Here is a 24,436-nt window from a genome sequence, read left to right as displayed (position 1 = left end):
CGATCGTGACCAGGCTCGTGGTCCGCGTCCTGGGGGGGATCGTCGTCCGTTCAACCGTGACGACCGTCCCGGTGGTGGTTACCGCGACGACCGCGGTGGCGGTGAGCGCCGTCCCTATGGTGACCGTGACAACCGTGGTGGTGGCGAGCGCCGTCCCTACGGTGACCGTGACAGGCCTTCCTATGACCGAGGCGACCGAGGTGACCGGGGCGGCGCGTTCCGCGGCGAAGGTGAGGGTTCCCGCACGCGCTACAGCAGGAACCAGGAGCCCGGCGAGCGCGGCGAGGCCCCGGCCAACGCGCGCGAGGAACTGCCTGCGATGGCTCCCGACATCACCGCCGAGGAGCTTGACAAGGAGGTCAGGGAAGAGCTGAGTTCCCTCCCGCTCGACCTCGCGGACCTGGTCTCCCGCCACCTCGTGGCGGCGGAGCGGGCCCTCGGGGAGGACGAGGCCGAGCAGGCCTACGAGCACACGAAGGTGGCTCGTCGTTTCGCGGCCCGCATCGGCGTGGTCCGCGAGGCCGTCGGTATCGCCGCCTACCGGGCTGGGCACTTCGCGGAGGCGCTCAGCGACCTGCGCGCCGCCCGTCGCATGACGGGTTCCGACTCCTTCCTGCCGGTCATGGCGGACTGCGAGCGGGGACTCGGTCGTCCTGAGCGGGCGCTGGACCTGGCCCGTTCGAAGGAGGCGGAGCGTCTCGACAGGGCCGGCAAGATCGAGCTCGCCATCGTGGAGTCCGGTGCCCGTCGTGACCTTCACCAGAAGGACGCCGCGGTCATCACCCTCCAGCGTCTGCCTGAGCTGCGTGACACGCGTCCGCACCCCTGGTCGGCGAGGCTCGCCTTCGCCTACGCCGACGCGCTCGCCGACGCGGGGCACGAGGAGGCCGCCACCGAGTGGTTCGGCCGTGCCATGGCCTTCGACGAGGACGGCGAGACCGACGCGGCCGAGCGGTACGCGGAGCTGACCGGAACGATCATCGACGACATCGAGGATCTTGAGGACGACGAGGACTTCGACCTCGAAGGGCTGGACGCCGACGAGGTGGCCGACCTTCCCGAAGCGGAGGACGAGGGAATCGTCGTGGAGACCGTCATGATCGACGACGCCGCCGTCCTCGACGCGGAGATCGAGGCTGAGGACGACCTTCAGGACCTTGAGCCTGTGGGCGACCTCGCCGCTGGAGAGCCGCTCCTCGGCGAGGCCGAGCTCAAGCCCGAGGGCGAGGAGGACAAGGTGACGGAGCGGATCGAGCCCGGCGTCGGTCCTGCCTTCATCGAGCCCGACTTCGGTGACACGCTCGGTGACTCTCCGGCCGACGACGACGATGACGTCACCAAGGACGAGAAGAAGAAGTGACCCGTACCCGTCCCGGGTGAGGCGCCTGCCCGCCCGGGACGGGACGTCGTCTCACGGCTGGGCGCGGTCCAGCCAGTGGATGATCCCCGCCACGTTGGACGGAGCGCCGCTGAGCAGTTCGAACTGTTCGGCTGTCGCGTCGTCGGCCTGTAGTGCCGCGTATCTCTCCCGGGTGCGTTCCCTGACCATCGCCACGGCGTGGTCCAGATCCATACCGGCGGAGTGCGCCTGGCGGGTCAGGTCCACCCAGACGCGTAGTTCCTCGGCGGAACGCTCCAGAGTCTCCTGGACGTCGTCAACGGGCCCGTAGTGGCTGAACAGTAGCCGCTGCGGGCCCAACGCCTCGAACAGGGCGATCGAGTCCAGCGCGGTCCGCAGGTCGAAGTCCGGCGGGGGAGTGGCCGGACGCAGATCTCCGGTCTGCGGCAGGTAGACCCCGGCGGCGTCGCCGACATACAGGTCGCCGGTCCCCGAGTCGATCAGTCCCACATGGTGTTTGGCGTGGCCCGGCGAGTAGTGGCTGCTGAGCGTACGGCCGTTGCCGAGGTCGACGCTTCCCGTGTCGCCGAGCGCGCGGATTCTCGCAGCCTCGGTCGGGGACATCTCGCCGAACAGGACGTCCAGCTTGTCACCCCACACCATTCTCGCGCTGGCCATCAGCCGGGAGGGGTCGGCGAGGTGTCTGGCGCCTTTCTCATGAACCACGATCTCCGCCTCGGGATAGAACCCCGCCAGATCGCCGACCCCACCGGCGTGGTCCAGATGGATGTGCGTCACCACGATTGTCGCGAGATCACCGGGGCCGACGCCGAGGGAGGCGAGGGCGTCGCGGACCACGGGAGCGGAGGTCGCGGTTCCTGTCTCCACCAGACAGGGACGATCTCCCAGAATCAGGTATCCAGCCGTGATACCTGAGTATCCCGCCATCCTTGTGTCGATCTCATAGACCTCTCCGCCGAGAGCGGTGATGTTGTCCACAGGCCACCTCAGAACTGGAACGGTTATCCCCAGAACGGCGTTCTAGTCGTTCCGGCACAGCTCACATCGTAAAGAGTGGTCCTCGGTCGGCAGAGATCGAAGGAGGATTCGATGGATCGTAACGAGGTCACACTTGTGGGTCGACTGCCCGAGGCGGTGCGCATCCGGTCACTGCAGAGCGGCGGCACGCTCGGCACCTGGCGGATGATCGTCAGACGGCAGCGCCGTGGCAGAGGAGGCCAGGTGGACACCATTCCGTGCGCGTCGTTCGAGCCTGAGGTCACCGTGACCGCAGCCGAATGGCTCGCCGACGACATGGTGGAGGTGGAGGGAGCACTGCGTCGCCGTTGGTGGGGAAGTGAGGGTTCGAAGTCGTCGGGTTACGAGGTCGAGGTCCGCTCGGCCAGACGTCTCGGGCATCCGGGCGAGCCCGCAGGTGGAAAAGAGGGCGGAGTTTCCGGCCCGGAGCAGCCCACGCCGGTGATCACGTCGTCGGCGGCTCCGGGGCAGGCGTCTGAAGGCGGGGCCGCTCTTACGAAGGGCGCTCACGAACCGGCCTCGCCTGGGCGCCCCCCGGAGGGCGTAGATCCGGTGTCCTTTCCCGGGGCCAGGAGAGCGGGGCGGGCCCGTCTGGTAACGGGCATGAGCCGATCGGATGGTGGCTGACCGGGAGTCTTCTTCCGTACGGAGCCTCAGCCGAGGGACAGCACGCGCAACACCAGTCCCGTGCGGGGTTTGGGGCCGAAGGAAGTGGACTTGCGCGGCACCCGCTCCGCCTGGGCCGCGACCGCGAGCACGTCGTCGACCGTCAACGGGTTGAGCAACACGGCCGTTCCCCCGCTCACCCGCGCGAGCCGTACGGCTGCCGCGGGGTCGTGGTGCACGATGCGTACCGTCTGTTCGTCGTCCCGCAGTCCCCAGAGTCCGGGCAGGACGAACTCCGCGAGGACGGCGGTGTTCAGTGCGCGCCATCGAGCGGAGCGATGTTCGGGCATGGCGCTGCCGAGCCGCACGGGGTCGGGGTCGGTGAGCAGATACGTGTCGTCTCCGTCCGACAGGAGAAAGGAGGGTTCCTCCGCTTGGGCCAGGGCCGCCAACCCCTCCGTGAGGTCGGTGTGCCGGCGGACTTTCCAGGCCTGCCCGGCTCGGTCCACGGCCTCCCGAAGCGGCAGACCCGGGATGACGCGGTGGATGGCCCGCAGGTTCGGCGGATAGGAGTCGGAGTCCACCAGAAGAGCCAGACCGAAGTCCCAGGGTCCCGGCTCAACGGGCTGGTCCTGTGTGCTCGCGCCCGGCGGAAAGCTGTTCATCGGGGAAGCGGTGCCCGCAGAAGAGGAAGGAGCAGAGCCGGAGGCGGCGTGGTGTTCGCGCTGAAGGGCGAGATAGGTGGCGTAACGGTGATGGCCGTCCGCGATGAGGGCCTGGCGGGAACGGAGGTCGGCGTTGATGCCGGAGAGTTCCTCCGGATCGGTGACGGCCCACAGCCGGTGCCTGACCCCGTCCTGGGTCCATGCCTCGACCAGGGGCGACCGGTCGGCGGCGATCCGGTCGACAAGACGGGTGGCGGTTCCTCCCGCGCCCTCGTAGAGAAGGAAGATTGGCTCCAGGTTCGCCTCGGTCACCCGCATGAGGGCCAGGCGGTCGGCGACCGGGCCGGGCATCACGTCCTCGTGCGGCAGGATGACACCCTGTTCCGGCTCGGCCAGGCCGACGTCGCCGATGAGCCCGCGTTGCAGGACCCCGGGGCCATCCTGCTCGTAGACGTAGACGGCCGGCGTCTCGTCGGCGGCCAGCACCCCGGAGGAGAGCCACGCGTCCAGGGTCTGCCGTGCCTCGGCGTACCGGTGGCGGTCGGCTCCGGGAAGGATGAGCCGCACCACGTTGTTGGGATGTGAGGTGAGCAGGTCCTGAACGCCGTTTTCCTCGATGAGGTCGTAGGGGGGAGAGGTCACCTCCGCGGGATTGCCGACCGTGAACCGTACGCCACGGAACGGGCGAAGCACGAGCCCGTCGTGTATCGGCAGTTCAGGATTCGCCATATAGGGCATGCTGCCATAAAGGCCTGAAACGTCCAGGGGCCGCCTCGGTGATGCGGTACCCGGGTCCGTCAGGGGATCGGTCAGATCTGTCGTCTGTCGATGAAGGAGGCCTAACGCATGGTCCAAGGACGTAGCGGTCCGTCTGATTCCCCCAACCCCGAGACGGGCGCTCCGGTCGGGGACGTCTATGAATGGTTTCAACGAGGGATGAAGCTGCTGGGCGAGGGCAGTCCGGCCGCGGCCGCCGCGCTGCTGGAACGTGCCGCCGACGCGGAGCCGGAGTCGCGAAGCATTCGCGAGGCACTCGCCCGTGCCCAGTTCAACTCCAGACAGTACGCCGACGCCGCCGACAGCTTCCGATGGATCATCGACGCGAACCCGGCCGAGGACTACGCCTATTTCGGGCTCGGGCTCGCTCTGTGGCGGACCGGTGACATGGAGGGGGCACAGGAGCCCCTTGCCATCGCCGTCGCCATGCGTCCCGACCAGCGGCACTACGTGTCGGCCCTGAAGAGCGTCCGGGCGACGCTACGCGCCCGCCGGGCGTGATTCCCGCGGGTGATGGAATGGGCGGGTGGACACGCAAACGTTGATCGACCCCTATGACACTCTTCTCCTCGATCTCGACGGGGTGGTGTATCTCGGGCCCGACGCCGTGCCGGGGGCTCCCGAGGCGCTGCGTGAGGCGGTGGAACGCGGCGTACGGCTCGCGTACGTCACCAACAACGCCTCACGCACTCCTCGCGCGATCGCCCAGCACCTGAGCGCGCTCGGCGCTCCCGCCACGCCCGATGACGTGGTCACCTCGGCTCAGGCCGCCGCGAGACTGGTGGCCGAACGGGTCGATCCGGGTGCCGCGGTGCTGGTCGTCGGCGGGATGGGTCTGCGTGACGCCGTACGCGCCCATGGGCTGCGTCCGGTCAGCACCGCCCTGGAAGACCCGGCGGCGGTGGTGCAGGGCATGGCCCACGGCATCTCCTACGGCTTGCTGGCCGAGGGGGCGCTGGCCGTACGGCAGGGGGCTCTGTTCGTGGCCGCGAACGCGGACTCGACCATGCCCACGGGACGCGGGGAGGTCCCGGGCAACGGCGCGATGATCAGGGTGATCGCCACGGCGACCGGGGCCGAGCCGATCGTCGCGGGAAAGCCGGAGCCGCCACTGCACCGCGAGTCGATCCTGCGGACCGGTTCGAAGCGGCCCCTGGTGGTCGGCGACCGGCTCGACACCGACATCGAGGGAGCGGCCAACGCCGGGGTCGACGGGCTGCTCGTGCTGACAGGCGTGACCACTCCGCTGGACCTGCTGACGGCGCCACCCGAGCACAGGCCCTCGTACGTCGCGGCGGACCTGTCGGCTCTGCACCTGCCCTACCCTCAGGTGCGACGGGCCGGAGACGGCTGGTCCTGCCGCAGGTGGAACGCCCGCTGGCAGGAGGGCCGTCTCAGGCTGGAGGGGGAGGGGGACCCCGTCGACGGCCTCAGGGCGGCCTGCGCCGCGGCGTGGGAGGCGGCCGGTGCCGGCCGGGCGGACGAGGACGCCGTGAAGGCCGTCCTCGGCTCCCCGCTCTCCGGCCGGACGTCCTCACCCGGGTGAGACGTCCCGAAACCGGGGGCCGTGACGGCTCACAGGAGCTTACGCAGGCGCATCAGGTCGCCGAAACTGGCATCGATCTTGACACGGCCGCCGAACACCGCGCGCCCCATGTCGAGTTCACCGTTGACCAGGGCGATCAGGTCGTCACTGCCTATGGTCAGCTTCACGTTCGCGGATCTGGCGTCACCCGGAGGAAGGTCGTCGAAGGGGCCGAGCCCTCCGTGGTGGATGCGGCCGTAGAAGGTGACCCCCAGGTCGCTGATGTGACAGCTGATGCTGCGGTCGACCACGTGCCTGGCGCGGCTCTCCTGGTCGAGTTCGTCGAACTGCTCGCCGAGTTTGCGCAGTGCCACCCGGCACTCGTCGACGGTCGCCATCGTTTGGCGCTCCCTTCTGTCCGGGCGGCCCGAACTCCTTGTCGTCTCTACGGACGGTAGCGTTCCACATCGATGTGGCACGTGATCCGGTGCGTGCGGGAAGCCTCCCGACACGGTGTTCCTGGATGACGTGAGGGTACGCGCGGGCGGCCTTCCGTTCCATCAAGGTGACAACGGGCGAGACACGTACAGTAGTTCGCGGACCGCCCACTTCGGTCGGTGAGTGGCCGATGCGACGCGCGGCACGGCTTCCGATACGGTCAAGGCGACACGGGGCGGTGTGGATCCGTTCCCGTGCGACCACCACGCCGGCCGCCGAGCCGGCGGGGAACGGCTTTCGATGGGGGGCGCATGACGGACCTGCCGGGGGAGACCGGAGAGGAGCGGGTCGACACGGCGCTGGGCGGGCTGGCCCGGCTGGGTACGACGCCTGTCTCCGCGCACGCGAGTGTGTTCGAGGAGGTGTTCGCCGGGCTCGAACAGGCACTCGCCGCGGCGGACGGCACCGCGGACCAGCACCGGTGAGCCGCCGAACACGCCTCGATAGCGAACTGGTACGGCGCGGCCTGGCCAGGTCCCGCGAACAGGCGTCCCAGCTCATCGAGGCGGGCAGGGTCACCGTCGGCGGCCAGGTGGCCGCCAAACCGGCCACCCAGGTGGAGACCGCCTCCGCGATCGTGGTCGCCGAGGCCGCGGAGGGCCCCGACTACGTCTCGCGGGGGGCGCACAAGCTGCTCGGCGCCCTTGAGGCCTTCGGCCCCCGGGGGCTGACCGTCGAGGGACGCCACTGCCTGGACGCGGGAGCCTCGACCGGGGGTTTCACCGACGTGCTGCTGCGCAACGGCGCCGCGCACGTGCTGGCCGTCGACGTCGGCTACGGCCAGTTGGCCTGGTCGTTGCGGACCGACGAGCGGGTCACGGTCATGGAGCGGGTCAATGTCAGGGACCTGACCCCCGAGATGGTCGGGCAGCCGCCCACGCTGATCGTCGGGGACCTGTCGTTCATCTCGCTGCGTCTGGTGCTGCCCGCCCTGGTCGCCTGCGCCGCGGAGCGGGCGGACTTCGCGATGCTGGTCAAACCCCAGTTCGAGGTCGGCAGGGAACGGGTCGGCGCTGGCGGGGTCGTCAGGGACCCGGTGCTGCGGGGCCAGGCCGTACAGGACGTCGCCGACAGCGCGCGGGCGCTCGGCCTGACCGTGCGGGGTGTCACCGCGAGTCCGCTGCCCGGCCCTTCGGGAAACGTCGAGTACGTCATCTGGCTGGGCCGGGGAGAAGGCCCGCCACAGGTAGCGGACGTCGCGGCCGAGATCGGGCGCGCGGTCGCGGAAGGTCCCCAGTAGTGCCCGCCCTCCGGGAGAGTGGAACATGACTGCCAAGCGCACCGTGCTGGTCACCGCCCACACCGGGCGGGGCGCGGCCGTCGACAGCGCCCGTCTGGTGATCGGCAGGCTGGTCAAGGCCGGGCTGACCGTCCGTGTCCTGAGAGCCGAGGCCGAGTCGATCGCGTGCGCGGGCGTCGAGGTGACGCCCGCGGGTGAGACGGCGGTACACGGCGCCGAGATGATGATCGTTCTGGGCGGTGACGGCAGCCTGTTGCGGGCTGCCGAACTGGCCCGTCCGGCGGGGGTGCCGCTGCTCGGCGTCAACCTCGGGCACGTCGGCTTCCTGGCCGAGGCGGAGGTCGAGAACCTCTCGGACGCGGTCGACTCCGTGGTGCGGGGCCGCTACGACGTCGAGGAGCGGATGACCGTCGAGGTCACCGCCCGCCTCAACGGGCAGCTGCTGGCCGACACGTGGGCGCTCAACGAGGCCACGGTGGAGAAACGCGAGCGGATGCTCGAAGTGGTCGCCGAGGTCGACGGACGGCCGCTGTCGCGCTGGGGGTGCGACGGGGTCATCTGCGCCACGCCGACGGGTTCGACCGCCTACGCCTTCTCCGCGGGCGGCCCGGTGGTGTGGCCGGAGGTTGAGGCGATGCTGCTGGTGCCGATCAGTGCCCACGCGCTGTTCGCCAGGCCGCTGGTCGTTTCGCCCCGTTCGACGCTGGCGCTGGAGGTCCAGCCCGCGACGGCGGGGGCGGTGCTGTGGTGCGACGGGCGCCGCCGGTTCGACCTGCCCGCCGGGGCGCGCGTCGAGGTCCGCAGAGCCGACCTCCCCGTACGGCTGGCGCGTCTGCACGGGATCGAGGACACCGGGGCGCCTTTCACCGACAGGCTGGTCGCCAAGTTCGACCTTCCCGTCCAGGGGTGGCGCGGCCGGACGCGAGCCTAGATCGTCCGGGCGGTGGTCGTCCCGAACGCGTAGGATCGTGCCCGCGCACCGCACTGATGTTCGGTGAATTCGATGTGACGGGAGGGACCAGTGCGACCCAGGGTCGAGGAGGTCCGCATCCAAGGGCTCGGTGTGATCGACGAGGCCGTCCTGGTGCTCTCGCCGGGGTTCACCGTGCTCACGGGCGAGACGGGTGCGGGTAAGACCATGGTTGTGACCGGTCTCGGGCTGCTGTTCGGAGGCAGGGCGGACCCGGCCCGTGTCCGGCCCGGTTCGGACAGGGCGACGGTCGAGGGCACTCTCGTGGTCGATCCGGCGGGCCGGGTCGCCCAGCAGGTGCAGGACGTGGGCGGCCAGGTCGAGGACGGCGAGCTGATCATCTCCCGCACCGTCTCGGCGGAGGGCCGCAGCCGGGCCTGGCTCGGTGGGCGGAGCGTGCCCGTCGGCACCCTCACCTACCTGGCCGAGGATCTGGTCGCCGTGCACGGCCAGATGGACCAGCAGCGGCTGCTGCAGCCGGGACGCCAGCGCGCGGCCCTCGACCGCTACGTGGGCGAGGAACTGGTCAAGCCGTTGCGCTCCTACGAGCAGGCCTACAAACGGCACAGGCAGGTCGCCGACCAGCTGGCCGAGCTCACCGACAGGGCCAGGGAACGCGCCCAGGAGGCGGACCTGCTCAGGTTCGGGCTTCAGGAGGTCGAGCAGGCCGACCCCAGACGTGGGGAGGAGACCGAACTGCGTGAGGAGGGGGAGAGACTCGCCCACGCCGACTCCCTCAGGAGCGCGGCCGAGACCGCGCACGGCGCGCTGCTCGGCGACCCGATGTCCGGCGAGGGGGAGATGCAGGACGCCGTCACCCTGGTCGGACGGGCACGAGCCGCCGTCGAGGCGGTCCGCGAGTTCGACCCGGTGCTCGCCGGGATCGCCGACCGGCTCGCCGAGGCGGGTTACCTGATCTCGGACGTGGCCACCGAGCTGGCCTCCTACGCCGAGTCCGTCGAGGCGGACCCGGCTCGGCTTGCGGCCGTGCAGGAACGGCAGGCCGTGCTCAACCACCTGCTGCGCAAGTACGGCGAGGACACCGGCGTCGTGCTCACCTGGGCCGAGCAGGCCGCGGCGCGGGTCGCCGAGCTGGAGGGCGACGACGAGCGGATCGGCGAACTCGCCCGCGAACACGAGGAGCTCACCGGCAGGCTGACCGAACTGGCCGCCGAGCTGACCCGCGTCAGGACGGCCGCCGCCGAACGGTTCGGACAGGCCGTCACCGAGGAGCTCACCGCTCTGGCCATGCCGCACGCCAGGGTGACCGTCGTCATCACCGCCGCGGCGGAGTTCGGGCCGCACGGGATCGACGAGGTGGAGCTGCGCATGGCCCCGCACCCCGCCTCGCCGGCGCTGCCGCTGAACAAGGGCGCCTCCGGCGGCGAGCTGAGCCGGGTCATGCTCGCCATCGAGGTCGTCTTCGCCGGTGCCGACCCCGTCCCGACGTTCGTCTTCGACGAGGTCGACGCGGGGGTCGGCGGCAAGGCCGCGGTGGAGATCGGCCGCAGGCTGGCACGCCTGGCGCGCACCGCACAGGTGATCGTCGTCACTCACCTGCCCCAGGTCGCGGCCTTCGCCGACCAGCACCTCGTGGTGGAGAAGGCGAGCGACGGCAGCGTCGTACGCAGCGGTGTGGTCGCCCTGGACAAGGACGGCCGGGCGCGAGAGCTCTCCCGGATGCTCGCCGGGCTTGAGGACTCCGAACTGGGCAGGGCACACGCGGAGGAGCTTCTGTCGATCGCCGCCGCGGACAAGGCCTGAACCCGTCGCGCGAAGGCCCGGCCACCGACGCCGGCGAGGTAGGAATAACGGGAGGTCTTTCGGATAGCTCAGGGGGCGGGGCCGCGTGGGGATCTTCAGTGACGAATCTGACACACCGTCAACCGCATGGCTCGGCCGGTCTTTCCCTCTGGCAGGATGGGCGTGATGAAGGTGCCGACGGACGAGCTTCAACGCAGGCTCAACGGTTACCTCCGCCGCAGGAAGGCCACGGACCTTCCCGGGGTGACGGCAGTGGCGAGAATCGATCGGCGGACCAAGAGGCTGACCAAGCGCCTCAAGGCCGGGGAAATCGCGATTATCGATCACGTTGACGTTGACCGGGTGAGCGCGGAGGCGCTTGTCGCGTGCGGTGCGGCGGCGGTTATCGACGTCGCGGCGGGCATCAGTGGCCGTTACCCCAATCTGGGTCCGCAGATCCTCGTCGAGGCGGGCGTGACGTTCGTCGACAACGCCACCGCCGAGATCTTCGACCGTGTCAAGGACGGCGACCTGGTCAGGGTGCACGAGGGCGTCGTCTACCTCGACGACGAGGTGGTCGCCAAGGGCGACGTGCAGTCGGCCGAGTCGATCGAGGCCGCGATGGTCGAGGCCAGGGCCGGGCTGACCGTCCAGATCGAGGCGTTCGCGGCCAACACCATGGAGTACGTCAGGCGCGAGCGCGACCTGCTCATCGACGGGGTCGGCGTCCCCGACATCGCGACCGTCATGGAGGGGCGGCACGTTCTCATCGTGGTGCGCGGCTACCACTACAAGGAGGACATCGCCGTCCTGCGCCCCTACATCCGGGAGTACCGCCCGATCATGATCGGGGTCGACGGCGGCGCGGACGCCCTCCTGGAGGCCGGTTACGTGCCGGACATCATCGTCGGCGACTTCGACTCCGTCTCCACCAAGGCCCTGACCTGCGGGGCCGAGCTGGTCGTGCACGCCTACCGGGACGGCAGGGCACCGGGTCTCGAACGGGTGCAGCAGCTCGGCTGCAGCGCCGTGGTCTTCCCCGCCATCGGCACCAGCGAGGACATCGCCATGCTGCTCGCCGACGACAAGGGCGCCGATCTGATCGTCGCGGTCGGCACCCACGCGACGCTGGTCGAGTTCCTCGACAAGGGCCGCTCCGGCATGGCCAGCACCTTCCTCACCCGGCTGCGGGTCGGGGGCAAGCTCATCGACGCAAAGGGCGTCAGCCGGCTCTACCGCAGCCGGATCTCTACTCCGTCTCTGCTCCTGCTCGTCGCCACCACGCTGATCACCATGGGGCTGGCCGTCATCGTCTCCCCGGTGGGCAAGATCTGGCTCGACAGCGTCCGCGACATCTGGAACGGCTTCATCTTCTGGTTGGTCGGACTCTTCTCGTGATCGATTTCCGCTATCACCTCGTCTCCATCGTCGCGATCTTCCTCGCGCTCTCCGTCGGCATCGTGCTGGGCACGACCCTGCTGAAGGAGCCCGCCATCGACACGGCGGAGACCCTGGCCAACCAGCTCAGACTGAGCAACAACGAGTTGCGCGCCGAGCTGAAGACGGTGCAGGGCCAGAACGCCGCCAACGACGCGTTCGTCACGGCCGACACCCCCAGGCTCGTGCGCGACACGCTCGCCGGTGAGCGCGTCGTCATCGTCGAGGCCCCCGGCAGTTCGGTGAGCATGCGCGAGGCGGTGCAGCAGGTGGTCACCGAGTCCGGGGCGATCGTGAGCGGCCGGGTCACCCTCACCGACAAATACCTCGACGCGACCCAGTCGGACGTCGTCGACAGGCTGGCCACCGACGCCAAGCCGGTTGAGATGACCTTCACCGCCGAGGACACGCCGTACGACAAGGCGGCCGCGGTGCTCGCGAACGCGATCGTGACCGGCGACCCCGCGCAGGTCGGCAAGGCGAACCCGGTCGCGACCGGAGTCCTTGAGGCATTCCAGCGCGGCGGTCTGATCAACGTCGCGGAGCAGCCGGCCAAACGCGCCGACCTGGCCCTGGTGATCGGCCCGGCCGAGCCGTACGCAGGGGAGACCGCCGGCGCGCAGTCGGCCGCGGTGGTCTCGATGGCCACGGCGCTCGACGAGGCGGGCCGGGGGACGGTGCTGGCCGGTCCGCTGAACAGCAGCGCCGCAGGCGGCGCCCTGGCCGCGCTGCGGGAGGACACCGTCGCCGCGGAGAAGGTCTCCACCGTGGACAACGTCGATATGCCCGCGGGCAGGGTCGTGGTGGTCTACGCTCTGCGGGAACAACTGTCAGGCTCTTCAGGCCAGTACGGCATGGGCCCCGGCGTCTCGGCCATCGAGCCCAGCGCGCCCGCCGTCCCCACGCCCACCTCCGGAGGATGAACCCCATGGCTCGTCGCGCTCTTCTCGGCGCCCTGGCCGGCGCCCTCGCCGGAGCGGCCGCCGCCAGGCTCGCCTACGCGGCCTTCAGCCGCAGGCCACCGGTCGGTGACGCGGAGACCTGGGAGAGGACCAATCACAGAGGCGAGCCGATCACCCTGCTCGAAGGGCCCGCCTTCGCCGCAGGCGCCGCCGCGGCCGCCGCGGCGCTTCCCGGGCTGCCCGTGAGGACCCGCGCGGCCGTGCTGCTCGCCGTGACGGGAAGCGGTGCTCTGGGCGCCTACGACGATCTGTACGGCGCGACCTCCTCGAAGGGCTTCAGAGGGCATCTGAACGCCCTGGCGAAGGGGGAGATCACCAGCGGTGCCGTGAAGCTGGTCGGCATCGGCGTGACGGGCCTGGCCGCCGCGGCCCTGACCGCCCGCGGCCCGGTGGACGTCGTGGTCGACGGGGCGCTCGTCGCGGGCTCGGCCAACCTGGCCAACCTGTTCGACCTGAGGCCGGGACGTGCGATCAAGGTGGGCCTGCTGGCCGGGGTTCCCCTGCTGGCGGCCGGGCTGCGCCGTGGCGACCCGGTCCCGGCGGCTCTGATCGCGCTGCCCATGGGCGCGGCGCTCGCGCTGCTGCCCGAGGACCTGGGCGAGCGGGCCATGCTGGGAGACGCGGGGGCGAACGCCCTGGGCGCGCTGGTGGGCCTGGCGGCGGCCACGACTCTCGGCAGGCCTGGCCGCCTCGCCGTGCTCGGCACCGTGGTCGCGCTCACCGCGGCCTCGGAGCGGATCAGCTTCACCAGGGTCATCGCCGCCAACCCGGTGCTCAACCGCATCGACATGCTCGGCCGTCGTCCCGTGGAGCAGGCGCCCGCCGACTGATGATCAGGAAGATCGGCCAGGGGGTCGCGGGGGCGGCGCTCCTGATCGGGATCGTGACCGTCGTGGCTCGGGTGGCGGGGTTCGGCCGCTATCTCGTTCAGTCCCAGACCGTCGGCAACCTCTGCCTGAGCACCGCGTACAACACCGCCAACTACGTTCCCAACATCGTCTTCGAACTGGTCGCGGGGGGCGCGCTGGCCGGGACGGTGGTTCCGGTCCTGGCCTCGGCGGCCTCCAGGTCCGCCACCGATCCCGAGGCCAGGGCCGAGGTCGGCAGGACCACCTCGGCACTGCTGACCTGGGTACTGCTGGCACTGGTCCCGCTGACGCTGCTCATCGCCGCTTTCGCGGGGCCGGTCGTCACTCTGCTGGTCGGCGACGTCGGCGACTGCGACGTGAGTCAGGTCATCGGGGTGGGCACGGACATGCTCGTCGTCTTCGCCCCTCGAATGATCTTCTTCGGGCTCGCGGTCATCCTCTACGGTGTGCTCCAGGCCCACCGGCGCTTCATGGGGCCCGCCCTGGCGCCGCTGGTGTCCAGTCTGCTGATCATCGGCTCCTACCTGGTCTTCCAGCCACTCGGCGGTGACGCCGCACACGACCTCTCCGCCCTCACCACGGCGGGGCAGCTGACGCTCTCCCTCGGCGCGACCGTCGCCGCGGCGGCCATGGTGGTCACGGTGATCGGTCCAGTGGCCCGGCTGCGGTTGCGGTTGCGGCCGTCGTTGTCCTTCCCGCCCGGCGTCGCCGCCCGTGCCCGGCGGCTCGCGACCGCGGGCGTCGCGGTCCTCGTGGCGCAGCAGATCGCGTTGACCGTGGTCGTCCGCCTGGCCAACGACCTGGGCGGGGCGGGGGCGACGGGCGTCTACACATACGCCTGGGCGCTTTACCAGCTTCCCTTCGCGGTGCTCGTGGTGCCGATCGCGACGAGCTCGTTCCCTGTGCTCGCCACGCGGGCGGGTGAGGGGGACCTGGCCGGGTTCGACGACCTCACCGCCTCGACCACCCGGGTCGTGTTGCTGGTCACGGGGCTGGCGGCCGGGGTGATGGCGGCGGTCGCCGTGCCCGTGGCCCGGGTGTTCCTCCAGGGGACCCCGGGCGGTGATCCCGCGGAGATGGCACGGGCGGTCGTGCTGTTCGCGCCGGGCCTGGCGGGATACGCGCTGATGTTCCACCTCGCCCGGGTGCTGTACGCCTGCGGCCGGGGCAGGTCGGCCGCGATCGCCTCCGTCGCGGGGTGGGTGGCGGCGCTGGTGGCGCAGATCCTGCTGGCCGGGGCCACGGGTGAGCGGACCGAGGTGGTCGGCGACCTGGCGCTCGGCAGCACCGTCGGCATGACCGTGGGCGGGATCCTGCTGGTGTTCGCCGTGCTGCGGGCCAGGGGGACGGCGGCGCTGCACGGGGCCTGGCGGGGACTGCTGGTCGCCGTGGCCGGTGGCGGGGCGGCCTGGGCGGCGGGACTGGCGGTCGTCACGCCCTTTCAGAACGTCTCCAAGTGGATGTGCGTCCCGGTCGGGCTGGGCGCCGCGGCGGCGGGTTGCGTGGCGTTCGCGGTCGTGGCCTCGGTGATCGACGGACCGGACGCCCGGATGCTGCTGGCGCGGTTCAGGCGGGCGCCCTCCAGAAGCTCTCAGGACATTCAAGACTCTCAGGGCTCCCGGGACCCGCAGGAGTCACGAGAGAGGAACGGTGCCGATGAGTGAGCGGACGGCGCTGGTGCTGGGAACCAGCACGGGCGGTGTGGGGCGGCACGTGGCCATGCTGGCCGAGGGCCTGACCCGCGAGGGACATCGGGTGGTCGTCGCAGGGCCACCGGGTACCCGGGAGGTCTTCGCCTTCGAGCGGCTCGGCGCGGTCTTTCTGCCCGTGCCGATCTCCGACAGGCCGCGCCCGCTGCACGACCTGCGGGCCGTACGGGTGCTGCGGGGGCTGCGGGGGGCGGACGTCGTGCACGCGCACGGGCTGCGGGCCGGGGCGCTGGCCGCGCTCGCCCTGGCCGGGACCGGGACAGGTCTGGTGGTGACCCTGCACAACGCCGCGACGGCGGGCGGGGCGGTCGGCACGGTTTACGCCCTGCTCGAACGGATCGTCGCCCGGCTGGCGGACCGGATCCTGGTGGTCTCCCCGGACCTGGGCGAGCGGATGACCGGGCTGGGCGCCCGGAACGTCGCGGCCGCCGTCGTCCCGGCGCCCGCCTTGCCCCCATCGGGGCGATCGGTCCAGGACGTCAGGGCGGAACTGGGCGTCGGCGGGCGGCCCGTCCTGCTGACGGTCGCCAGGCTCGCCCAGCAGAAGGGGCTGGAAACCCTCCTGGACGTCGCCTCGGCCTTCGCAGGGAAGGAGAGCACCGAGGGACCGGTGTTCCTGGTCGCCGGGGACGGGCCGTTGCGCGGGCCGCTTGAGGAGCGCGTCGCCCGGGAGGGCCTGCCCGTCAGGCTCCTCGGGAACCGGGAGGACATCGGGGACCTGCTCACCGTCGCCGGAGCCCTGGTGGTGCCCAGCCGCTGGGAGGGCCAGCCGCTCGTGGTGCAGGAGGCCCTGCGGGCGGGCACACCGGTGATCGCCACCGCGGTCGGCGGAATCCCGCCGATGGTCGGGGACGCCGGGCTGCTGGTGCCGTACGGCGACGCCGTCGCGCTGCGCGGGGCGGTCGGGAGGTTGCTCGCCGACGGCGGCCTGGCCACGGCCCTGAGAGAGGCGGCCGTACGGCGAGGCCGTGAGCTGCCCGGTGCGGTTGAGGCCCTTGAGGCGGTGCGGGAGGTCTACGGCGATCTACGTGGGGATCGGGGAGGGATTACCTGAAGGATCCCATGGCAGGCGGCGGTCCGCCGTGGGAACATCCTTGTGGAACCCACCGCCGAATTGGGCACTGCCAGGCCCGGCATCTATACTGGTTTGGTTAGGGGGGGAGTATCCCTTCGTGACAGTCTCGTCATCACGGTGTTGCCTCACTCCACGGGGCCCCCGGGGCTGTCGGTTCGTGCTTGGTTACGCACGGGCGGGAGAGACCTCCGGCTGTCAGTCATGCGCGCCGCCGGAGGTTTTGTTGTGACTATTCCCGTATGGGCTTGGATCGCCGTTATTGGTGGTTTGCTGGTCATTCTTGCTTTTGACCTGTGGATCGTCGACCGGGGTGAACCCCGGGAGTTCTCCCCGCGGCAGGCCGGCTTCTGGGTCGGCTTCTATGTGACGCTCGCGGTGATCTTCGGTGTGGTGTTGTGGATCTTCGCCGGGCCGACCTCGGCGGGCCAGTTCTTCGCGGGTTACCTGACCGAATACAGCTTGAGCGTCGACAACCTCTTCGTCTTCTACATCATCATGAGCCGCTTCGCGGTGCCGAAGATCTATCAGCACAAGGTGCTGCTGGTCGGCATCCTGATGGCCCTGGTCATGCGAGGCGGCTTCATCGCCGTCGGCGCGGCCGCGCTGTCCAGCTTCGGCTGGCTGTTCTACGTGTTCGGCCTGTTCCTCATCTACACCGCGGTGCAGCTGGTCCGCCAGCACGGCCAGGACGAGGAGGAAGAGGTCAAGGAGAACCTGGTGCTGCGCTGGGCCCGCAGGGCGCTGCCCCACACCGACGACTACGTCGGCTCCCGGGTCCTCGTCAAGGTGGACGGCAGGCGCATGGTCACCCCGCTGCTCATCGTGATGATCGCCATCGGCACCACCGACCTGCTCTTCGCGCTCGACTCGATTCCCGCCATCTTCGGCCTCACGACCGACGCCTTCATCGTCTTCACGGCCAACGCGTTCGCGCTGATGGGACTGCGTCAGCTCTACTTCCTGCTGGGCGACCTGCTGCAGCGTCTGGCCTACCTCAGCTACGGTCTCGCGTTCATCCTCGGCTTCATCGGGGTTAAGCTGATTGCCGAGGCGCTGCACTCCAGCGGCGTGTCCTGGGCACCCGAGGTGCCTATCTGGCTGTCATTGTCGGTCATCGGCGTCACCATGGTGATCACTACCGGAGCCAGCCTGATCAAGGCCCGCCGCGACGCACGCGAGGGCGAGCACATCACCACCGCCGCGAGCGCCGACCAGGGCTAGCGGATTGGCTTGTGACGCGCTTTGCTTGTCTCGTTACGCCGTACCAGGGCTGAGAGACGGGTAGCATCCTGCCGGAGAGCAGGCAGACAATACCGGTCTAATGCCGCAAGACATCAAAAGGTTTCCTGTGTCCCACGATTCAGCAAGCCATAAGCCGGGCCGTGTACGGCTGGCGCGTGGCGTCTCCCCGTGGTTGCTCCCAACCGTGGCCGCCACTGCAGCGACCTCGCTGCTCAGCCGTCGTGACCGGCGCTGGGCGCTGGCGGCGGCTCCGCTGGCCGTACTCACCGGTGGCATGCTCTGGTTCTTCCGGGACCCCGAGCGCACGCCGGGTACGGCGCGGATCCTGTCGCCCGCGGACGGCGTGGTGCAGAGCATCGACCCGTGGCCGGACGGCCGCACCCGTGTGGCGATCTTCATGAGCCCGCTCGACGTGCACGTCAACCGTGCCCCGCTGGCCGGTACGGTGACCTCGATCGAGCACGTCACCGGAGGGTTCGTTCCCGCGTTCAACAAGGACAGCGACAAGAACGAGCGGGTGGTCTGGCACTTCGCGACCGAGGTCGGCGACGTGGAGCTGGTCCAGATCGCCGGTGCCGTCGCGCGGCGCATCATCCCCTACCTGACCGTGGGAGCCAAGGTGGCCAGAGCCGAGCGCATCGGTCTCATCCGGCTCGGTTCCCGGGTGGACGTCTACCTGCCCGAGGGGATCGAGCCCGCGGTCTCGGTCGGCCAACGGACTGTCGCGGGGGTGACCGGCCTTGACCACGGCTGACGCGAGCTGGCCTCTTGACGAGACGGACGAGGAGCCGAGGGGGCCGGTCGGCAAGGCCTTCCGGCTCTCCGCGGCCGACTCGCTGTCCCTCGGCAACGCGCTGTGCGGCTTCCTGTCGGTCTGCGTGCTCGCCTGGTCGGCGATCCGCGCGCTGCAGGAGCACAAGCCCTTCGCCGCAGACCCCCGGTTCTTCGGCACCGCCGTGGTGCTGTTGCTGATCGGCGCGACCTGTGACCTGTTCGACGGTCTGGTCGCGCGCAAGTTCCGCGCCTCGGCGATGGGCGCCGAACTGGACAACCTGGCCGATGTGATCAGCTTCGGGTTCGCCCCGGCGTTCATGGTGGTCATCTGGGCCGGATTCACCCCCCAGGTGCCCTTCCCGCTGGTGATGACCGCCGCGGGGTCCGTGCTGCTGGCCGGGGTCATCCGGCTGGCCAGATTCGCCTGCGTGAAGACCAAGAGCGGTGACTTCATGGGGCTGCCCATCCCGATGGGCGCCATGACCGTGGTCTCGGTCGTGATGTTGTTCGCACCGTCGATCTGGACGGTGCTGCCGATCTTCGGGATCGCCTACCTCATGGTCAGCCGGATCGAGTACCCCAAGCCCAAGGGCAACCTGGCGGCCGCGGTCCTGGCCTGGATGATGATCAACGTGGCCTGCCTGACCATCTGGGCCGCGGGCCTGGCAGGCGGTGACACGCTCATCAAGGTCGGCGCGATCATGCAGATAGCGATGGTCTCGGCCATCCCGCTGCGCGTGCTCATGTTCAAGCGGGAGAAGCGCAGGGAGCAACGCCGGGAGTCCGAGCTGTCCTCCCTGTGACGGCCGCCTGAGGGACGTTCCGTTCGCCCGGGGACCATCGGAGGTCCCCGGGCGAACGCGTTCCAGGGAGGCTCACCAGCCGCGTGCGCGCCACTGCGGCAGGGACGGGCGTTCGGCGCCCAGCGTGGTGTCCTTGCCGTGGCCCGGGTAGACCCAGGTCTCGTCGGGCAGCCGGTCGAAGATCCGCTCGGAGACGTCGGTGAAGAGCCGGTCGAACCGCTCGGGGTCCTTCTCGGTGTTGCCGACGCCGCCGGGGAAGAGCGAGTCACCGGTGAACACGTGGCCCGGCCGGTACAGGGCGATCGAGCCAGGCGTGTGCCCGCGCAGGTGGATCACCTCCAGGGTGACCACGCCGACGGTGACCCCGTCTCCGTGCTCGACCTTCAGGCCGACGGGAACCGGTAGCGCGGGCGCGTCGAGCGGATGCGCCACGACGGTCGCACCCGTCGCGGAGGCGACCTGCTCCAGGGCCTGCCAGTGGTCACCGTGCCGGTGGGTCGTGACGATCTTGCTGATCGGGCGGTCCCCGATGAGCGCCAGCAGCCGGTCGGCCTCGGCGGCGGCGTCGATGAGCACGCCGTCACCGGTCTCGTTGCACCGCAGCAGGTAGGCGTTGTTGTCGTAGGGGCCGACCGCCAGCTTCGAGATCGTCAGGTCGGGCAGCTCACGCACGTCGGCTGGACCGCCGACCTGCACGTCGCCGGTGTACGTCATGGATACTCCTCTGGCGGGTTCGAGGGAAGGCCGGTAGGAGCGGAGCGGGCGGGCCATCCGGGCGGTGCGGGCGCTGCCCGCGCCTCCGCGGGCAGGTTGCCCGCCGTTCCCTCCGGCATCACCTTAAGCCCCGCACCCGACGCCCGGCCGGTAAGCCACCCGAGCAGGCTCCAGACGTCGCCCTGGAGCACCGGCCCCGTGCCGAGGTCCCGCCAGACCTGGTGGTGGTTCTCCCCGTCCCTGACCTCCTCGACCACGATCTCGCTCACCACCGAGAGTTCCCGGGGCCAGCACAGCATCGCGTCGTGCAGTTCTCTGCGGGCGAACGCCTCCGGCCAGTCGGCGGGTCCGTACCCTGTGCCGAGGTCGGCGTGGTGCACCTCGACCTCGCGTGCCCTGCGCGCCAGCACGTACCAGGCCGGGTGGAGGACGGGGGCCGTGCCGACCGGGGCCGACCAGTTCGCGCCGGACAGGGCGGCGGCCGCCTCGGCGAAACGCGCCGTGCTGGCCTCGAGGTCGGCGAACTGTTCCCGCGCGGACCGTCCCGCGCCCGCCTCGATGTCCAGGTCGCGCCTGCCCGGGTCGGGATACTGAGGGGTCTTTACGCCCGTCCTGGCCCATGTCAGCAGGTTGACGAGGCTGTCGGCGTTGCGGGCGAGATGAGTCAGGACGTGCCCCCTGCCCCAGCCGGGCAGCCGTGAACCGCCTGTGACGTCGGTGTCCGACAGCTCGGCGACGCCGGCCAGCAGGCGGTCGTTCGAGGCGGAGAGCTCGGCCTGGAGAACGTCTGTGACATCCATCCCCCCACTCCACCACCGCGGCGGGTGATCGGGCCAGGGCATAAAGGGCGTGTCCCGGCGGTTGACATCGACAAGCGGCCCGAAGGGCCCCCGGGAAGGCCGTAACCTGGTGAGGGCGGGGAAAGACCACCAGGCGCATCGCCGCTTGCGGATTTTTGTCGGACCCCGTGGCTAGTCTTCCCGCGACCGCTTCTCAACCCTCTACATCGACGTCGGGATCGCAGTGGCTGACCGCCTCATCGTGCGTGGCGCACGTGAACACAACCTCAAGGACGTCTCGCTGGACCTGCCGCGGGACTCTCTGATCGTCTTCACCGGGCTGTCCGGCTCGGGCAAGTCGAGCCTGGCCTTCGACACCATCTTCGCCGAGGGCCAACGCCGCTACGTGGAGTCACTGTCCGCATACGCCAGGCAGTTCCTCGGGCAGATGGACAAGCCGGACGTCGACTTCATCGAGGGGCTCTCGCCCGCGGTCTCGATCGACCAGAAGTCGACGAGCCGCAACCCCCGTTCGACCGTCGGCACGATCACCGAGGTCTACGACTACCTGAGGCTCCTGTGGGCCCGCATCGGCAAGCCGCACTGTCCGCAGTGCGCCCGCCCGATCGCCAGGCAGAGCCCCGAGCAGATCGTCGACCGGGTGATGGAGCTGCAGGAGGGCACCCGTTTCCAGGTGCTCGCGCCGGTCATCCGCGGCCGCAAGGGGGAGTACGCCGAGCTGTTCGGCCAGCTCCAGGCCAAGGGCTTCGCCAGGGCACGCGTCGACGGCACCGTGGTCCGCCTCGACGAGCCGCCCACGCTGAAGAAGCAGGAGAAGCACGACATCGAGGTGATCGTCGACCGCCTCACGGTCAAGGAGAGCTCACGCAGCCGCCTGACCGGGTCGGTCGAGACCGCCCTGCAGCTGTCGGGCGGCACGATCACACTGGAGTTCGTCGACCTTCCCGAGACGGACCCGAACCGCGAGCGCTTCTACTCCGAGCACCTCTACTGCCCCTACGACGACGTGTCGTTCGAGGAGCTCGAACCCCGCTCGTTCTCCTTCAACTCGCCCTTCGGCGCCTGTCCCGAGTGCACGGGTCTCGGGGTGCGCATGGAGGTCGACCCCGAGCTCGTCGTGCCCGACCCGGAGAAGACGCTGGAGGACGGCGCGATCTCCCCGTGGGCGGGCGGGCACACCAGCGACTACTTCGTCCGTCTCATCGAGGCGCTCGGCCTGGCCACGGGGTTCACCCTGGGCACCCCGTGGGAGCGGCTGCCGAAGAAGGCCCAGAAGGCGCTGCTGTACGGCCACGACGAGCAGGTCCACGTCCGCTACAGCAACCGCTACGGCCGTCAGCGCTCCTACTACACCACCTTCGAGGGGGTCATCCCCTGGGTGCAGCGCCGCCATGCCGAGTCCGAGAGCGACGGCATGCGGGAGAAGTACGAGGGCTACATGCGGGAGATCCCCTGTCCCGCATGCCAGGGGGCCAGGCTCAAGCCCGTCTCGCTGGCCGTCACCGTCGAGGGGCGCTCGATCGCCGACGTCTCGGCGATGTCGATCGGCGACTGCGCCCGCTTCCTGGCCGGGCTCACGCTGTCGGACCGGGACATGCAGATCGCCGAGCGGGTGGTCAAGGAGATCAACGCCCGGATGGGCTTCCTGCTCGACGTGGGCCTGGACTATCTGACCATGGACCGCGCCGCGGGCACCCTCGCCGGTGGCGAGGCGCAGCGCATCCGCCTGGCCACCCAGATCGGCTCCGGCCTGGTCGGCGTCCTCTACGTGCTCGACGAGCCGTCCATCGGCCTGCACCAGCGTGACAACCAGCGGCTGCTGGAGACCCTGATCAGGCTGCGTGACATGGGCAACACGCTCATCGTGGTCGAGCACGACGAGGACACCATCGCCGCCGCCGACTGGGTGGTCGACATCGGCCCCGGCGCGGGCGAACACGGCGGCCAGGTCGTCGTCTCCGGCACCGTGGCCGACCTGCTGTCCGCCGAGGACTCGCTGACCGGCGCCTACCTGTCAGGCCGCAGGACCATCGCCGTCCCCGCCGCCCGCCGTAAGCGGGACAGGAAGCGGCAGATCACCGTCAAGGGGGCCCGTGAGCACAACCTCAAGGGCGTCGACGTCGAGTTCCCCCTGGGCGTGTTCACCGCGGTCACCGGCGTCTCCGGCTCGGGCAAGTCCACGCTCGTCAACGACATCCTCTACAACGCCCTGGCCAAGGAGCTGAACGGCGCCCGCACCGTCCCCGGGCGTCACGCACGGATCAACGGCATGGACCTGGTCGACAAGGTCGTGCACGTGGACCAGTCACCGATCGGCCGCACCCCGCGCTCGAACCCGGCGACCTACACCGGGGTCTTCGACAAGGTGCGCGACCTGTTCGCGCAGACCACGGAGGCCAAGGTCCGCGGATACGCCAAGGGCCGCTTCAGCTTCAACGTCAAGGGCGGCCGCTGTGAGGCCTGTTCCGGCGACGGGACCATCAAGATCGAGATGAACTTCCTGCCGGACGTCTACGTGCCGTGTGAGGTCTGTCACGGCGCGAGATACAACAGGGAGACCCTGGAGGTCCACTACAAGGGCAAGACCATCTCCGAGGTGCTCGACATGCCGATCGAGGAGGCCCTGGAGTTCTTCGACGCGATCCCGGCGATCAAGCGTTACCTCAAGACGCTCAACGACGTCGGCCTGGGCTACGTCCGTCTCGGCCAGCCCGCGACCACCCTGTCGGGAGGCGAGGCCCAGCGCGTCAAGCTCGCCTCCGAACTGCAGCGCCGTTCGACGGGCCGGACCATCTACGTGCTGGACGAGCCGACCACCGGCCTGCACTTCGAGGACATCCGGCGGCTACTCGGCGTGCTGGGCAAGCTCGTCGACGGAGGCAACACCGTCATCGTCATCGAGCACAACCTCGATGTGATCAAGACCGCCGACTGGATCATCGACATGGGGCCGGAGGGCGGTTCGAAGGGCGGCACCGTGCTGGCCACCGGTACGCCCGAGGACGTCGCCCTGGTCGAGAACAGCCACACCGGGCGTTTCCTGCGCAAGATCCTGGGCTCCTAGGGCCTGTTCCGCGAGCGCCATCCGGGCGGTCGCAGAAGGTATGAAGATCCACAAAACGGGACCCAAGGGTCGATCCGGAGGGCGGCACTCCTCGCCAATATCCTTGACGAGGATGCCCGCCTCCCGGCCGGGCGACGTCGGGGGAGGTCCCAGTGAGCGGTAACGACGGCTTCGCCGCGCCCACACGCAGACATGTGATCGGTGCCGCCGCCGTGGCGGCGTGCGGGGCGGCGCTCACCGGGTGCGCCGCCGCCGAGCCGGGACCGGCCATCGTGCCCCCGGGCATCAAGGGGCAGGTCATCGTCAAGACCGCGGACGTCCCCGTGGGGGGCGGCAAGGTCGTCAGCAAGTGGAAGATCGTGATCACCCAGCCGAAGGCGGGGGTGTTCAAGGCCTTCAACGCGAGCTGCCCCCACCGGGGCTGTTCGGTCGGCCGGGTCGCGGACGGCGTCATCCACTGCCCCTGTCACGGCAGCGAGTTCGCCGCCGACTCCGGCAAGTGCCTCAAGGGCCCGGCCGAGGCCCCGCTGGTGGAGTACGCCCTGAGGGTCGACGGCGATGGCATCGTCATGGTCTGAGCCCCGGT

The 24,436-nt window shown here is 70.1% G+C and carries 23 protein-coding genes; 18 read left to right on the top strand and 5 right to left on the bottom strand.

The features are described from left to right. Positions 1–1,360, top strand: a 1,360-nt coding sequence (locus tag ABT340_RS24955; RefSeq protein ID WP_352013227.1) for a hypothetical protein, incomplete at its 5' end; no start/stop codon positions are given. Positions 1,361–1,411: 51 nt separating this feature from the next. Here ABT340_RS24955 and ABT340_RS24950 read toward each other — a convergent pair. Continuing rightward, the gene (locus ABT340_RS24950; protein ID WP_352013241.1) at positions 1,412–2,287 is read right to left on the bottom strand and encodes an MBL fold metallo-hydrolase; all 876 of its coding nucleotides are present in this window, start codon (positions 2,285–2,287) and stop codon (positions 1,412–1,414) included. A 162-nt stretch (positions 2,288–2,449) separates the two neighbouring features. Here ABT340_RS24950 and ABT340_RS24945 point away from each other — a divergent pair, with 162 nt between their 5' ends. After that, the gene (locus tag ABT340_RS24945; RefSeq protein WP_352013226.1) at positions 2,450–3,004 is read left to right on the top strand and encodes a single-stranded DNA-binding protein; all 555 of its coding nucleotides are present in this window, start codon (positions 2,450–2,452) and stop codon (positions 3,002–3,004) included. A gap of 26 nt (positions 3,005–3,030) precedes the next feature. Here ABT340_RS24945 and ABT340_RS24940 read toward each other — a convergent pair whose 3' ends face one another. Beyond that, positions 3,031–4,377, bottom strand: coding sequence for a DUF1015 family protein (locus tag ABT340_RS24940; RefSeq protein WP_352013225.1), 1,347 nt, complete (start codon positions 4,375–4,377; stop codon positions 3,031–3,033). A gap of 207 nt (positions 4,378–4,584) precedes the next feature. Here ABT340_RS24940 and ABT340_RS24935 point away from each other — a divergent pair, with 207 nt between their 5' ends. Both ABT340_RS24935 and ABT340_RS24930 read left to right on the top strand, forming a co-directional pair. Beyond that, positions 4,585–4,926 carry a tetratricopeptide repeat protein gene (locus ABT340_RS24935; RefSeq protein WP_352013224.1) on the top strand — a complete coding sequence of 114 codons (342 nt, stop codon included), beginning with the start codon at positions 4,585–4,587 and terminating at the stop codon, positions 4,924–4,926. Positions 4,927–4,951: 25 nt separating this feature from the next. Next, complete coding sequence (locus ABT340_RS24930; RefSeq protein ID WP_352013223.1) at positions 4,952–5,971, top strand: HAD-IIA family hydrolase; 1,020 nt, start codon at positions 4,952–4,954, stop codon at positions 5,969–5,971. A 29-nt stretch (positions 5,972–6,000) separates the two neighbouring features. On the opposite strand, the gene ABT340_RS24925 is transcribed toward ABT340_RS24930, so the two are convergent. Continuing rightward, positions 6,001–6,348 carry an SCP2 sterol-binding domain-containing protein gene (locus ABT340_RS24925; protein ID WP_352013222.1) on the bottom strand — a complete coding sequence of 116 codons (348 nt, stop codon included), beginning with the start codon at positions 6,346–6,348 and terminating at the stop codon, positions 6,001–6,003. Between the two features lie 351 nt (positions 6,349–6,699). Here ABT340_RS24925 and ABT340_RS24920 point away from each other — a divergent pair, with 351 nt between their 5' ends. The 12 genes from ABT340_RS24920 (at position 6,700) to pssA (ending at position 19,272) form a co-directional block, all read left to right on the top strand. Then, complete coding sequence (locus tag ABT340_RS24920) at positions 6,700–6,873, top strand: hypothetical protein (protein ID WP_352013221.1); 174 nt, start codon at positions 6,700–6,702, stop codon at positions 6,871–6,873. Next, positions 6,870–7,688, top strand: coding sequence for a TlyA family RNA methyltransferase (locus ABT340_RS24915; protein ID WP_352013220.1), 819 nt, complete (start codon positions 6,870–6,872; stop codon positions 7,686–7,688). The genes ABT340_RS24920 and ABT340_RS24915 overlap by 4 nt, the downstream gene beginning before the upstream one ends. A 25-nt stretch (positions 7,689–7,713) precedes the next feature. Beyond that, a complete protein-coding gene (locus ABT340_RS24910) occupies positions 7,714–8,619 on the top strand; it encodes an NAD kinase (RefSeq protein ID WP_352013219.1) in 906 nt (301 codons plus the stop codon). Between the two features lie 90 nt (positions 8,620–8,709). Further along, on the top strand, positions 8,710–10,422 hold the full coding sequence (gene recN / locus ABT340_RS24905; RefSeq protein ID WP_352013218.1) for a DNA repair protein RecN: 1,713 nt from the start codon (positions 8,710–8,712) through the stop codon (positions 10,420–10,422). Positions 10,423–10,587: 165 nt separating this feature from the next. Next, entirely contained in the window at positions 10,588–11,799 is a 1,212-nt protein-coding gene (gene steA / locus ABT340_RS24900) for a putative cytokinetic ring protein SteA (protein WP_352013217.1), read from the top strand. After that, positions 11,796–12,761 carry a copper transporter gene (locus ABT340_RS24895; RefSeq protein WP_352013216.1) on the top strand — a complete coding sequence of 322 codons (966 nt, stop codon included), beginning with the start codon at positions 11,796–11,798 and terminating at the stop codon, positions 12,759–12,761. Before steA ends, ABT340_RS24895 begins: the two co-directional genes overlap by 4 nt. A gap of 5 nt (positions 12,762–12,766) precedes the next feature. Then, complete coding sequence (locus ABT340_RS24890) at positions 12,767–13,630, top strand: hypothetical protein (protein ID WP_352013215.1); 864 nt, start codon at positions 12,767–12,769, stop codon at positions 13,628–13,630. Then, a complete protein-coding gene (gene murJ, locus ABT340_RS24885) occupies positions 13,630–15,333 on the top strand; it encodes a murein biosynthesis integral membrane protein MurJ (protein ID WP_352013214.1) in 1,704 nt (567 codons plus the stop codon). The genes ABT340_RS24890 and murJ overlap by 1 nt, the downstream gene beginning before the upstream one ends. Then, complete coding sequence (locus tag ABT340_RS24880) at positions 15,326–16,432, top strand: glycosyltransferase family 4 protein (RefSeq protein WP_352013213.1); 1,107 nt, start codon at positions 15,326–15,328, stop codon at positions 16,430–16,432. The genes murJ and ABT340_RS24880 overlap by 8 nt, the downstream gene beginning before the upstream one ends. Positions 16,433–16,654: 222 nt before the next feature. Continuing rightward, positions 16,655–17,674 (top strand): TerC family protein, encoded by a 1,020-nt coding sequence (locus ABT340_RS24875; RefSeq protein ID WP_352013212.1) that lies wholly within the window; start codon positions 16,655–16,657, stop codon positions 17,672–17,674. A gap of 100 nt (positions 17,675–17,774) precedes the next feature. Further along, positions 17,775–18,449 carry a phosphatidylserine decarboxylase gene (locus ABT340_RS24870; protein WP_352013211.1) on the top strand — a complete coding sequence of 225 codons (675 nt, stop codon included), beginning with the start codon at positions 17,775–17,777 and terminating at the stop codon, positions 18,447–18,449. Beyond that, positions 18,436–19,272 carry a CDP-diacylglycerol--serine O-phosphatidyltransferase gene (gene pssA / locus ABT340_RS24865; RefSeq protein ID WP_352013210.1) on the top strand — a complete coding sequence of 279 codons (837 nt, stop codon included), beginning with the start codon at positions 18,436–18,438 and terminating at the stop codon, positions 19,270–19,272. Before ABT340_RS24870 ends, pssA begins: the two co-directional genes overlap by 14 nt. Positions 19,273–19,344: 72 nt before the next feature. Here the strand turns inward: pssA and ABT340_RS24860 are convergent, their stop codons facing one another. Continuing rightward, positions 19,345–19,986, bottom strand: coding sequence for an MBL fold metallo-hydrolase (locus tag ABT340_RS24860; protein WP_352013209.1), 642 nt, complete (start codon positions 19,984–19,986; stop codon positions 19,345–19,347). Beyond that, a complete protein-coding gene (locus ABT340_RS24855) occupies positions 19,983–20,786 on the bottom strand; it encodes a maleylpyruvate isomerase family mycothiol-dependent enzyme (RefSeq protein WP_352013208.1) in 804 nt (267 codons plus the stop codon). Before ABT340_RS24855 ends, ABT340_RS24860 begins: the two co-directional genes overlap by 4 nt. A gap of 223 nt (positions 20,787–21,009) precedes the next feature. Between ABT340_RS24855 and uvrA the strand changes: the two genes are divergently transcribed. Both uvrA and ABT340_RS24845 read left to right on the top strand, forming a co-directional pair. Continuing rightward, on the top strand, positions 21,010–23,850 hold the full coding sequence (uvrA, locus tag ABT340_RS24850; RefSeq protein WP_352013207.1) for an excinuclease ABC subunit UvrA: 2,841 nt from the start codon (positions 21,010–21,012) through the stop codon (positions 23,848–23,850). A gap of 152 nt (positions 23,851–24,002) precedes the next feature. Beyond that, the gene (locus tag ABT340_RS24845) at positions 24,003–24,428 is read left to right on the top strand and encodes a Rieske (2Fe-2S) protein (RefSeq protein WP_352013206.1); all 426 of its coding nucleotides are present in this window, start codon (positions 24,003–24,005) and stop codon (positions 24,426–24,428) included. Positions 24,429–24,436: the final 8 nt, after the last annotated feature.

Source organism: Streptosporangium sp. NPDC000239 (genome assembly GCF_040300765.1).
Taxonomy (GTDB): Bacteria; Actinomycetota; Actinomycetes; order Streptosporangiales; family Streptosporangiaceae; genus Streptosporangium.
Note: the sequence above shows the minus strand (reverse complement) of the source record. Positions and strands in the feature narration are given on the sequence as shown.

Excerpts from the sequence above, each read along its gene's own strand:
- ABT340_RS24950 (WP_352013241.1), bottom strand. The coding sequence starts at position 2,287 with ATGGCGGGATACTCAGGTATCACGGCTGGATACCTGATTCTGGGAGAT.
- ABT340_RS24945 (WP_352013226.1), top strand. The coding sequence starts at position 2,450 with ATGGATCGTAACGAGGTCACACTTGTGGGTCGACTGCCCGAGGCGGTG.
- ABT340_RS24940 (WP_352013225.1), bottom strand. The coding sequence starts at position 4,377 with ATGGCGAATCCTGAACTGCCGATACACGACGGGCTCGTGCTTCGCCCG.
- ABT340_RS24935 (WP_352013224.1), top strand. The coding sequence starts at position 4,585 with ATGAAGCTGCTGGGCGAGGGCAGTCCGGCCGCGGCCGCCGCGCTGCTG.
- ABT340_RS24925 (WP_352013222.1), bottom strand. The coding sequence starts at position 6,348 with ATGGCGACCGTCGACGAGTGCCGGGTGGCACTGCGCAAACTCGGCGAG.
- ABT340_RS24920 (WP_352013221.1), top strand. The coding sequence starts at position 6,700 with ATGACGGACCTGCCGGGGGAGACCGGAGAGGAGCGGGTCGACACGGCG.
- ABT340_RS24910 (WP_352013219.1), top strand. The coding sequence starts at position 7,714 with ATGACTGCCAAGCGCACCGTGCTGGTCACCGCCCACACCGGGCGGGGC.
- steA (WP_352013217.1), top strand. The coding sequence starts at position 10,588 with ATGAAGGTGCCGACGGACGAGCTTCAACGCAGGCTCAACGGTTACCTC.
- ABT340_RS24890 (WP_352013215.1), top strand. The coding sequence starts at position 12,767 with ATGGCTCGTCGCGCTCTTCTCGGCGCCCTGGCCGGCGCCCTCGCCGGA.
- murJ (WP_352013214.1), top strand. The coding sequence starts at position 13,630 with ATGATCAGGAAGATCGGCCAGGGGGTCGCGGGGGCGGCGCTCCTGATC.
- ABT340_RS24880 (WP_352013213.1), top strand. The coding sequence starts at position 15,326 with ATGAGTGAGCGGACGGCGCTGGTGCTGGGAACCAGCACGGGCGGTGTG.
- ABT340_RS24875 (WP_352013212.1), top strand. The coding sequence starts at position 16,655 with ATGCGCGCCGCCGGAGGTTTTGTTGTGACTATTCCCGTATGGGCTTGG.
- ABT340_RS24870 (WP_352013211.1), top strand. The coding sequence starts at position 17,775 with ATGCCGCAAGACATCAAAAGGTTTCCTGTGTCCCACGATTCAGCAAGC.
- ABT340_RS24860 (WP_352013209.1), bottom strand. The coding sequence starts at position 19,986 with ATGACGTACACCGGCGACGTGCAGGTCGGCGGTCCAGCCGACGTGCGT.
- ABT340_RS24855 (WP_352013208.1), bottom strand. The coding sequence starts at position 20,786 with ATGGATGTCACAGACGTTCTCCAGGCCGAGCTCTCCGCCTCGAACGAC.